Annotated in this window: 8 protein-coding genes; 5 read left to right on the forward strand and 3 right to left on the reverse strand. The window is 39.9% G+C overall.

The window, feature by feature from the left end; genetic code table 11:
* Positions 1 to 118 precede the first annotated feature (118 nt).
* Positions 119 to 1,135: an MltA domain-containing protein gene (locus H4J61_RS16825; protein WP_259363417.1), complete on the reverse strand. Its 1,017-nt coding sequence runs from the start codon at positions 1,133 to 1,135 to the stop codon at positions 119 to 121.
* A gap of 386 nt (positions 1,136 to 1,521) precedes the next feature.
* Here H4J61_RS16825 and H4J61_RS16830 point away from each other — a divergent pair, with 386 nt between their 5' ends.
* Positions 1,522 to 2,127, forward strand: a complete 606-nt coding sequence (locus H4J61_RS16830) for a cold shock and DUF1294 domain-containing protein (protein ID WP_182186398.1) — start codon at positions 1,522 to 1,524, stop codon at positions 2,125 to 2,127.
* 78 nt (positions 2,128 to 2,205) lie between these two features.
* Here H4J61_RS16830 and H4J61_RS16835 read toward each other — a convergent pair whose 3' ends face one another.
* Positions 2,206 to 5,556, reverse strand: a complete 3,351-nt coding sequence (locus H4J61_RS16835; RefSeq protein ID WP_182186400.1) for a DEAD/DEAH box helicase — start codon at positions 5,554 to 5,556, stop codon at positions 2,206 to 2,208.
* 329 nt (positions 5,557 to 5,885) lie between these two features.
* On the opposite strand from H4J61_RS16835, the gene H4J61_RS16840 reads away from it, so the two are divergent.
* The 4 genes from H4J61_RS16840 (at position 5,886) to H4J61_RS16855 (ending at position 10,763) form a co-directional block, all read left to right on the forward strand.
* Positions 5,886 to 7,208 carry a DEAD/DEAH box helicase gene (locus H4J61_RS16840; protein WP_182137387.1) on the forward strand — a complete coding sequence of 441 codons (1,323 nt, stop codon included), beginning with the start codon at positions 5,886 to 5,888 and terminating at the stop codon, positions 7,206 to 7,208.
* Between the two features lie 319 nt (positions 7,209 to 7,527).
* Positions 7,528 to 8,721: an aromatic amino acid transaminase gene (locus tag H4J61_RS16845; RefSeq protein ID WP_182186403.1), complete on the forward strand. Its 1,194-nt coding sequence runs from the start codon at positions 7,528 to 7,530 to the stop codon at positions 8,719 to 8,721.
* Positions 8,722 to 9,066: 345 nt separating this feature from the next.
* Positions 9,067 to 10,146 (forward strand): site-2 protease family protein, encoded by a 1,080-nt coding sequence (locus tag H4J61_RS16850; protein WP_182186405.1) that lies wholly within the window; start codon positions 9,067 to 9,069, stop codon positions 10,144 to 10,146.
* Between the two features lie 212 nt (positions 10,147 to 10,358).
* The gene (locus H4J61_RS16855; RefSeq protein ID WP_182186407.1) at positions 10,359 to 10,763 is read left to right on the forward strand and encodes a hypothetical protein; all 405 of its coding nucleotides are present in this window, start codon (positions 10,359 to 10,361) and stop codon (positions 10,761 to 10,763) included.
* Positions 10,764 to 10,836: 73 nt separating this feature from the next.
* On the opposite strand, the gene H4J61_RS16860 is transcribed toward H4J61_RS16855, so the two are convergent.
* Positions 10,837 to 11,553, reverse strand: a complete 717-nt coding sequence (locus H4J61_RS16860) for a YceH family protein (protein WP_182186410.1) — start codon at positions 11,551 to 11,553, stop codon at positions 10,837 to 10,839.
* Positions 11,554 to 11,673: the final 120 nt, after the last annotated feature.

Genomic DNA, 11,673 nt, shown 5'->3' on the forward strand with positions numbered 1-11,673 from the left:
ACTATAACAAACACGCTATTTTAATATGATATGGGTAACCGCCTAAGGTAAGCTTATTATAAGCGCTAAAAAACTAGCCTAGTTTGTCTTGGGTCATTATGGCTGGGTTATGGCTTCATTATGGTTTCATTAGCATTAACCAGGCTTTAGCATAATCAGGCAGATGCTTATTGGCTTGATGATAATCTTGCCAACCATAATAACTATCGGCTAATAGGTCGAGTTGAAAAAGATTATTATCAAAGGCGCCGCCTTGATCAGCCAGTACACCCAAGCGTGATATGTTTTTATCCGCCTGCGGATAACTGACCATAAATAACTTACCTAAGCCAAGTTCTGCCACATTGCCCGCAAAAGAAACCTGTGCTTTAAGCGCTATTTTACTCTCAAGCGTTTTGCCATAACCCATAATGCTAGGTACTTCTGCAAAATACCAATAGCGTGCTTGTTCGCGCTTACCTATGGCATAGTCATAAGCAATACCATTATTACGATGAACATTAAAATAACGCCGCACGCCATTAACATCAACCACACCCGTACCTTGTAATAACACGTCATGTAAGGCTTCTTCGGTGAGCCAGATTAACGCCCTAGCTAATTTTTTTTCTGCTAGAGCGCCAGCAATAATGTCTTGGCGGGTATATTGATGACGAGTGAGCGTTAGGTCGTTATTAGCCTGGGTGAGTGTCAAACCTAATTCATCATAAGGCAGTGCATAAAGTGCTTGATTATAGACTGGGGTTCTAACCGCACTCGCCGTTAATAGCTTAGTGTAATATTTAGTTAGAAATATTTTGTCACGTGAAATAGCATTTAACATACTGGTTTTTCTGGCATGAGTGCTTTTTAAGGCAATTTCTCTGGCTGTGGCTACATCTGGCGTCCAGCGATAAAAGTCAAAATTTTCGGTTAAAAAGCCTTTATCATGTAATCGACTATCACGCTTTGCCCGTACATCTTCACGATAAGTTTGGCAGATAAATGCTAGGGTTTTTTCTACTCTCACTAGCGTTACACTGTTATCAAATACTTTACCTGCGTGCACGGCAAATTTGTCCGCTGAAAATCTTGTTAAATAGCGCTGAGTTGCCTCGGCTACATCACACAAAGCGCTGGCTTTAAAGTCAGTCATTTTGCCTAATTCAGGCGTGTTGTCGAGCTTAAAAAACCTCAAGGGTGTTTGGGCTGCACAGTGAAAAGTGACCAGTGTAAAAAGTAAACAAAATAAACCAAGGCGCATAAATAGCCGGTATTAAAAATAATAGACCACCATGGTATGACAATCCTAAAAGTGACGCTAGCCTGTGAGTTTAATAATGTTCAATAAACTTTTCTGCTGAAATTTCAGCCATTAAAAGCTAGCTTTCTATCTGGTTTTTTATTTAATGTTATGAGATAGTTATGATGCATATCGCATTGAATGCCGAATTGAATACCAAATTGAATATCAGTTAGGCAATTCATTAGCCAAGTGATATCTCTCACCAGGAAGATGCAAAGTAGAAGGGATACAAGGAAATGCGCTTTAAAGGGAAGTTAACAAAATGGCATGCGGATAAAGCTTTTGGCTTTATTGCCCCTAACGATGTTGCTAGCCAGGTTTTTATTCATCAATCTGCCTTTGCTAATAAAACTAGAATACCGCAACTGAGTGACATTATTACTTTTTCAATCACCAAAGATAAAGCCGGTCGATACTGCGCTTGTGATGCCACCTTCTTAGGTGAAAAACTCAAGAAAAAGCAACCAAAAAAAATCAATCAATTCTCTATTTATTTCTCGCTGATCTTTTTAGCTGCCATCATGATCACTTTTACTTTAGGCTATTTACCGCAAAAATTAATGTCTATCTATATGGGGTTAAGTTTTTTAACTTTTCTCAGTTATGCGGTCGATAAATCAAAAGCACAACGTGGTGCATGGCGCACTCAAGAAAGCACTTTGCATATGCTTGCTTTAATAGGGGGGTGGCCGGGTGCAGCGCTCGCGCAACAAATTTTTCGGCATAAATCATCTAAAAAAACCTTTAGACGTGTTTTTTGGAGCACGGTAATGATTAATTTAGTGCTGTTATTCTGGCTATATTCGTCATCAGGTGTGCAATATCTTCAGTTATTGACTTAACCGATGTTTGAAGCAAGAAGGTGGCTGGGTTTTTGCCGCAGGTAATAGCCATTAATTTAATGGCTATTACCTGCTGCGCTAGCTTAGCGGTGCAAGCAGTGAGGTTAAAATATCATCGGTTAAACTCAATTTGCTGTCACTGACTTCTTCAGATAATAAGGCTTTTGCAAGCTCGGCTTTGTTTTGCTGTATTTTTTGAATTTTTTCTTCTATTGAATTTTCAATAATCAATTTGTAGACAAAAACAGGTTTGTCTTGGCCAATGCGATACGCTCTGTCCGTGGCTTGGTTTTCCACCGCAGGATTCCACCAAGGATCAAAATGAATAACGGTATCGGCGGCGGTTAAGTTTAAGCCCACACCGCCAGCACGTAAGCTAATTAAAAATACCGGCACTTCACCACGTTGAAACTTATCAACTACCTCTTGTCTTTTAGTAGTTGAACCAGTTAATTTAACGTAACCAATACCCGCTTCAATCAGCTCTGCCTCTATTAAAGCCAGCATACTGGTGAACTGTGAAAAGATTAATATTCTACGGCCTTCATCAATTTGCTCTGGCAGCGTTTCCATTAAATAATCAAGCTTAGCCGATTGATTAACCTTTTTAGCGCCTTCAAGTGATAATAACTTAGGGTGATTACATACCTGTCTTAGTTTTAATAACGCGTCTAAAACTTCTATCTGACTACGTTTTAAACCTTTATCGGCAATAATATCTTTTAAGCGACTGTCCATGGCTAAGCGTACTGATTCATAGAGCTCAGCTTGCTTACCTTCAATACGTAGCTTTTGAATTATTTCAGTTTTTGGTGGTAACTCTGTGGCTATTTTATCTTTGGTTCGGCGTAAAATAAACGGTTTAATACGCTGGTTTAATAGCTGCTTACGTTCATGATCACCATGTTTTTCTATCGGGGTTCTAAAGAGCTTAGTAAATTGTCTTTGTCCCCCTAAAAATCCTGGCAGTAAAAAATTAAATTGCGCCCAAAACTCGCCTAAATGATTTTCCATCGGCGTACCCGTCAAGCATAATTTATGCTGCGCCTTTAATGCCATAAATGCTTGATATAACTTAGTTTTAGTGTTCTTTATATAATGCGCTTCATCAAGAATAAGGTAATAAAATTGTTGTTCACAGTAATGCTCTAAATCTTTAATAATTAAGGCATAACTGGTAATAATGATATCAACTTGATTTTCACCACCTGCACTCTGATCAAAACAGTCAAAGTGTTGCTGGCGTTTGCTACCGTGTAATACTTGATATGAAAGTTGTGGGGTAAATTTTTCTATCTCATTAGCCCAGTTAAAAATAACGCTGGTGGGCGCCACAATGAGTACTGGCTTGTTGAGTCGGCCTTGCTGTTTTTCAACCAGTAAGTGCGCCAAGGCTTGAATGGTTTTACCTAAGCCCATGTCATCCGCCAGAATACCATTTAATTGATACTCGCGTAAAAACTGTAACCAGTTTAGTCCTTGGTGCTGATAAGTTCTTAACGTAGCGTTTAAACCAAGGGGCACAGGCACGGTGGTAACTTGTTGAAAGTTGCTCAATTTATCCGCCAGCGCTCTTAACTTACTGGTACCTGTTGCTATCATGCCTTGGTCATCTAACATGGATAATGTTTGATGTCCTTGAAAGCGTGATAACTCCATCCTGCCATCTTTATTTAAGGCGTTGGGCATAAACAGTTCAATAAATTGTTTTAAGATCGGCTGTACGCTTTGATAACGCAAAGCAACAAAGTCCCCATTATCTAGATCAACATAAATCGGTGAGTCGGGTGCTATAAGCTGTGTTTTTTCGCCACCGATTTTATCGCCAGCCACTTTGTCACGATCAAATAATACCGATTTAGGTAATTGTTCAATAGCCCCTAGCAAAATAGGAAACGCCGGCATTTTCTTACCATCAATGGTTAAATTTAACCCTAAAGAGAAAAAATCATGATCATCAGTTTCAATCACTTCTGCGTCAAATATGCTGTCGGTGGAAAGTGCTTTATAATAAAAATTATCCGCAAAGCTAATATGCCAGCCCAGATCTTTAAGTACCTGTAATTCTTGATGTAAAAAGTGATGCCAAGCATAGCGCCCTTGCATCAGCATTGAAAACTTAGGCACTTTGTCTTTATTTAAATAGTCTTCATTGGTAAAAGTGTAACGCTTAGGCTTAGGCTGAGCATTAAATTTTAAGGTCGAGAGTTTATCAATGACCGTTTGTTCAAAGGATAAATCCCGATACAGCTTTACCTTGCTAGCGCCGTCACTGTCACCGTCAGTCAAGTTAGCAGGTGAAACCGTGACACTGTCATTATGCGGATTAACTAAATTACCTTGATAAGAGAAATTAACTCGCACAAAACCTGACTGTGGATTAGCTTCTGCAGGGGTAGAAAAGTGCAAATGCACTTCAGGCTTAGTTAACTCTTGGGAAAATTCTGTTTTTGGTTTTGGTAAGCGCTGCACTGCATCACCTAACGACATTGACAACTTGCTCATTACCCAAGGTAATTTATCTTCTTCAAAAATAGGTGAATTGAGTAAGTCGGCTTCAAAATCACATTGAGTATTGGTCTTAATTTCCCCAAAACAATTTTGCTCTTCATCGTAATAGCACAGCGGTTGTGCTTTGATAATAAGAATACTGCTTGATGGCTGCATAAAAACCAGCTGCAAGGTATGTAAATGGTTACCCAATGCCAACCACTGCCATTGTGCTTCTAGGGGATCACCTAAGGTAATTGCGTCGTTCAGGTCATAATTTGTCTGCCAAAAACAGCGATTAGTTTTTATAATACGGGCAAATAAATCAAAATATTTAATGTTATCGCCATATTGATTTGTGCGAATAAGCTCGGTTAGTACCCCAACATCTTCGTTCGTCGCATAGGCACTATTAATTAACGAACTGGCAGAATATTCACTACCAAGAGTATGACTCCAACCACCACTATTTTTTGGTCGAGCTGATTTAATCCCTAAGGTAAAATAATCATCTTCGTTATAGCTGTTAGGCTTTAAAAAGTATAATAATGACTTTTGTTGGCTATTGGGTTGGTATCTACTGGGCTGAGCTTGAAAGCGGGTCAGCCATTTATCCACTATTTTTTCAGATGAGGCGATACTATTGTGATCAAAATGTTCATCAACAAAATACTGCGCTAAAGCAGCGCCATGTTTACAATCGCGACCAATATAACAGTCACAATAACTGGTAATATCACCCTGTTTCTCTTCAAAAACTAACCGTGTTAAATACCCTACTTGGCGAGAGCGCTCACTAAAAACTACGCCACGAATTGTTTCACCGTCAAGAGCACAGGTTTTAATACCTTTAGCCTGAAAAATTCTCGTGCCTTTTTTCCATTCATTTTTGGTAAAGTGTTGTTCAAGTAACTCAGGTGTAAACGTATTTTTAGCCATAAGGTTTTAATTATTAAGAACTCAAATAGATGGGTAAGTTGAAAAGTTAAGTCATTATATCTTCTCAACAGGATAAAAGTATTAAGTATAGTAATAGAACTTTCAGGGTTAACTGCTGATTGCGGATTACTCATGTTTCATACGAATAATACCACTGAGACTTAAAACCTTCAATGCTCCTGATGATACCAATGTATAGTACGCCGTATGCTTACCTGAAATAAGATGGCATAAGATTACGCCAAGATATGATCGATTTCACTAACTCAGCTGGGCATAAATACGCTAAAATAGGCAGTTATTACCCTAGCTTTGAGCCCTTTATATTAATGACCTCTGTCACAACGCCAGCCAATTTTACAGAACTTGGCCTAATTCCACCTTTGTTAGCTCGACTAACTGAACTGGAATATCAACAGCCCACGCCCATTCAAGCGCAAGCTATTCCAAGTGTATTAGCCGGACGTGATTTAATTGCCGGGGCAAATACTGGCTCAGGTAAAACAGCTACCTTTGCACTGCCGCTATTGCAAAAAATACAAGCACAGCAACTTACTTTGCCACCACAGGCTGAAAAATCATTAGCGAGTAGTACTAAAGGTAACTATGTTACTGGCCTAATTTTGGTGCCTACCCGTGAACTTGCCAAGCAAGTAGCGGACAGCATTAAGTCTTATGCTGTGCATTTTAACGGCAAAATAAAAACCGTGGCGGTTTTTGGTGGTGTATCAGCCAATACGCAAATGCTGGCCTTACGTGGCGGCAGTGATATTTTAGTGGCAACGCCAGGTCGATTACTGGATTTAATTTCAAGTAATGCCATTAAGCTCGATAAGGTCAACACCTTAGTGCTTGATGAAGCCGATAGAATGTTAAGTCTCGGTTTTACTGAAGAACTCTCTGCGCTGTTAGCCTTATTGCCCAAGAAAAAACAAACCTTATTGTTTTCAGCGACCTTCCCTGAGCAAGTCAAGGCATTAACCCAAGAACTGCTTAATAACCCGATTGAAATACAATTACAAAGTAGCGACGCCAGCACCTTGGTACAGCGGGTTTTTACTGTTAACAAGGGCGAAAAAACAGCGGTATTAGCGCATTTAATTCAGCAACAGCAATGGCGACAAGCGCTTATTTTCGTCAATGCCAAACACCACTGTGAACATTTGGCTGAAAAATTGGCTAAACATGGCATTACTGCTGCCGTGTTTCATGGCGATAAAGGCCAAGGCGAACGTAGTCGAGTGCTTGATGGCTTTAAAGCCGGCGAGATTGCCGTGTTAATTGCCACTGATATTGCGGCCCGTGGCCTAGACATTGAAAAACTACCCGTGGTGATCAATTTTAACTTACCCAGAAGTCCATCAGACTACATGCATCGTATTGGCAGAAGTGGCCGTGCTGGCGAAGTAGGCTTGGCGATATCGCTTATCGATCATGAAGATTATCATCACTTTAAAGTGATCGAGAAAAAGAATAAAATTTGGCTTGAACGCGAGCAAGTCGAAGGTTTTGAGGCCGATGAAATTAGCGATGATTCAATTTTAGCCGCAGAAAAGCCGATGGCTGCACCTGAAGGCAGCGGTAAGAAAAAACGCAAAAAGAAGCCGACCGTCAATGCCGATATTTGGGCCGGATATGCTGAAGATGAATAGCTTAAAGGTTTAGTAAGGCTAAGTGCCGATAAACCTTAATGTGATTTAGCTGAATTTAACGGCCGCTACTTAACGTATCGGCCTTTTTTATTGGCTCTTTAGTTAAATTATTTAAGTCAGTAACATTTTAAATAATGTTACTGACTGTTTTTTGTCTGAGATTAACCTATGCCAGTATCGCAAATAAGGCCTTAAATATTTTTTGCCTTATCATACTGCTAAATAATTCGGCTAAAAATCATGGTAAATAATAGCGTATACTCTTGCCTTGAATATATTCGATTACCTTACTTATTGATTAGTTAATTAAAGAGAACTCATGTTTGCCAATATCCCCTTACCTGCTACTGACGAAATTATAGAGTTAATGGCACGTTCATCTCAAGATGAAAGGCCTTTTAAAGTTGATTTAACCGTAGGCGTTTATAAAGATAGCCATGACAAGGTCGTGCTAATGCAAGCAGTAAAGCAAGCCGACCAACAGCTCGCCAATGCCGGGCGAAATAAAAGCTATGTCGGTTCAAAAGGTGATCTTGAATATGTGCAATTACTACAAGCAATGGTGTTTGCAAACCAAACCGTGAATGGCTACGTCAATGGCATTCAAACAGCCGGTGGCAGTGGCGGCTTACGCGCCATATTAGATTTAATTAAGCTCGCCAATCCTGAGGCCAAAATTTGGGTAAGTGACCCCACCTATGCCAACCATATTCCCACCATTATAGCCGCCGGCTTGGCTTATGAGGAATACGCTTTTATTAACAAAAAAACCATGATGCTTGATGAAATGGGCATGTTCAATACCTTTGAAAAATTGGGTGAAAATGATGTTGTGCTCTTGCACGGCTCTTGCCATAACCCTTCAGGATTACGTTTAACATTGCCACATTGGCAGCAAATTGCTCAGCTCTCAAAATCTACCGGCTTTTTACCCTTAATCGACACGGCGTATCAAGGCTTTGCCGACGGATTAAATGAAGATGCTGCTGGCTTACTGACTATCGCAAATACGGTTGAACGCCTCGCACTTTGCGTGAGTTGTTCAAAAAACTTCGGTTTATACAGTGATCGAGTCGGTGCGGCTTATATTTTAAGTCCAACACAAGAAGAGGCAGACAAAGCGCAAGCTCAACTTGCTATTATGAGTAAAACCACTTATTGGGTACCACCGTCTAATGGCGCTGAAATTGTAAAAACCATTGTTAAAACCCCTGAGCTGAGAAAAGTGTGGTCAGATGAACTGACACAGATAAATATTAAAATTAAAGCCATCAGAGCAAAACTTTGCGCTGCCTTTCGTCAACACTCAGGCGATAATTATTTTGATTATATTTTATCTCAAGAAGGCATGTTTTCTATGTTGCCAGCAACCGCAGAGCAAATGGAAATACTCAGAGATCAATATGCCATATACGGCTTGAATAACGGACGCATTAATCTGGCATCCATTCCAGAGCAACATATGGATTACTTAGTCGCCAGTGTTTTAGCGGTGACACGAGTTGAGCAATAACCAATAAATTACCGTGTTTTACAGCGCGCTTGATAGCTTAGAGAGAGAGAAAGTAAGTCTTTAAGCTAAGATTGCTTTACAGTTCACAGTATAGCTTTAGGCCATTTTTTTGTCGCTCACACTTGAGTCCGTCAAGCGTTACACAGGAAATCAACCTGATGGGCACAATATGAATAGCCAAGTTAATGCTGTCTAAGGCGGCAACAATTAACGTCAACAGGGCCAAATAAATGAGGTCCAACATATTTTAAAATATTAACTGTCCTTAATGTTTTATCAATAAACCTTGATGCGGCTGCAAATATAGCGATAATCGGGCAAGGTTTTATATGCTGAGTTAATTAATTGCAATTATTAGAAGTAGAATGTCTAGGAAAAACACTAAGATTAGAAGGGTCAATGGCTGGATGGCAGCAAGTATTTTGGGATGAGCAATGTGTCTCACAAATTAATGCTCATGCCGACAGTGAGTCATTTACACATAAATTTACCCTACAAAATGAGCATGGCGAATTACCCGTAGAACTCAATGGTTCACTGCAATGGCAACCTTTTGCGCTGCAATTTCAACTGTTAGTCAATAACGAGCTATTACACGATAATACCCTCAATGAAAAAGACATAGAGCAACGCCAAATTGTCAAAGGGGAAAAGCAACCAATTAAATTTAGTTTAGTCGGTATGGCTGGCCTTGGCTTGAAGCTATTGAAAAGTGCCAAGGTGGTTAAAGTGCTATTTGCTGCCGGCAGTTTAGCGGCTTATAGCTGGTTATTCTCTATTGAGTTTGCCATCGCACTGATTCTTTGCCTCGTTTTTCATGAATATGGTCATATTCGAGCGATGAAATACTTTGGCTTGAAAACTAAAGGCATATATCTCATCCCCTTTGTTGGCGGTTTAGCGCTGAGCGATGACAAAATTAATACCCGCTGGCAAGACATTGTTATTTCAATTATGGGGCCCTTTTTCGGCTTAATACTTTCTATCGCTTGCTTAGTGGGTTATTGGCTGACCGATATAGAAATACTCGCCGGTTTGGCCGTATTTAATGCCCTGCTCAATTTATTTAACTTATTGCCCATATTGCCGTTAGACGGTGGCCATGTGCTGAAAAGCATCGCTTTTTCAATCAACTCTAAAGTAGGTTTAGTCGCTTGTGCCTTAGGCGCAGCGCTGGGTATTTATATCAGTTATTACTTTGGTTTAGCGCTGTTAGGCTTTTTACTGGCTATTGGTAGCATAGAAATATTTTTTGAATATAAACGCCGACATTTAAGCCAGTTACTGCCCCTTAATCGCTATGCACAAATTGTCTCCGCATTATGGTATGTCGTTACCGTTGGGGGTTTATCTGCCATTATTTGGCTAGTGGGCCAAACAGGCAATGACGCATTGTCGCTACCACTTAAAATATTAGGCAGTTAACATTTGTCAGTTCACATTGTCAGTAGTTAAGCTGAGCGCGGGCTAAGTTGGCTGGCAATTAATGTTATCAACTTAACCCGCATAAGCTCTTCTTACGCTATGGCAGAACGCAGCTTTGCCGTATAAATTAATCAAAGCTTTATAATGGCAAACAAGGGTTAAAGCTTAAACTTAAACTGACGACGCAAATATGGCTTGAAAAGGAATAGTTTATGATTTCAAAAAAAGTAAGAGAGTTATTTGTCTCTTTAATGGAAGCAAGCGATGACTCACCCGTGGCTTATGATCAAGAAACTGAACAATACTGTGGCGTATTCAATAACCTAATTGTTGATAAGTATATTGCACTCGGCGCGTTTGAACTCGTTGAAGATGTAAATGGCCCAACCACCATTTTGCTCAATAACAGAGATGACTTTTTAAGCTCATTCGCTGCTGGCGTCAGAGAAGCGAAGAACGGCAGTGATCAAGCTTATGCCGACTACAACGCCAACCCATTTGCCTTTTCAGTCGGCTTTGAGCATTTCCATCAAATCGCCAAGAAAAAACGTCCACAAAGCGGTTATATCTGCCATGGTTTTGAACGTGATGATAGCGGATTAGTCCATCTGCAATAATGATCAAAAGAATAATCAAAACAATTCAATCAAGTATAAGTGTTACCTAAACTGGCTCCACACAGCGAGTAAATTAATCGTCATTGTCTTCAAGTAGCTCAGTTAAACAAGCCAGTTGTTCTGTTAATGCCGCCACTTGTTGCTCTAACCCGGTTACTCTCTGAGCTAGTTTAGGATCATTGGCTGAGGCAATATTTTCTGTTTGAGTGACGCTAGGTTCAGCTAAGTTCCCTTTAACTAAGTTCCCTTTAACTAAGTCCCTTTGAGCTAAGTCAGCTGCATCAAGGTCTGAGAGTAAATGTGCATAGCGGGACTCACGCTTTCCTGGCTCTCGCTCGAGTTTTTTCACTAGCGTTTGGTTGTTAAGATTTTGTAGTTGATTTAAGGCCGCTTCAACTTCGCTAACATCAGTAAAGTCAGCTAGACGGTTGGTACGTATTCTTAACTCTCCTGGTGTTTGTGGCCCTCTGAGGAATAACACGCAAATAATGGCTCTTTGCTGAGCTGAAAATTGTAGATTGCCAAATTCAGTATTACAAAAGCGATGAAAGTATTTATTTACTCGGCTGGAAGCTTTTTGATCTATCATAAACTGATGCATTTGTACCAGTTCATCAACAACGTTTTGCACCTCATTTTCTGCCAGTGACATCACAGGTTCACGGTTACTTTTTTGATTGCAGCCTAAGGTTATGCTGTTGATAGAAAGAGGACATTGCTCTGGTGTTGTCGTTTCTTTTTCTAGCATCACGCCGATAATGCGGCATTGCACTGCGGATAATGAAATCATATTAAAAGCATCCTTATTAAAACATCTAGTTATATCAAGCAACTTGCATCTTTACCATGTAATAGTGCATAATTACTCATAAAAAAAGCATAGTTAAACTATGCTTTTTTTATCGTTTAT

Origin of the sequence: Colwellia sp. MB3u-4, from assembly GCF_014077065.1 — a bacterium.
In the GTDB taxonomy this organism is placed as follows: domain Bacteria; phylum Pseudomonadota; class Gammaproteobacteria; order Enterobacterales; family Alteromonadaceae; genus Cognaticolwellia.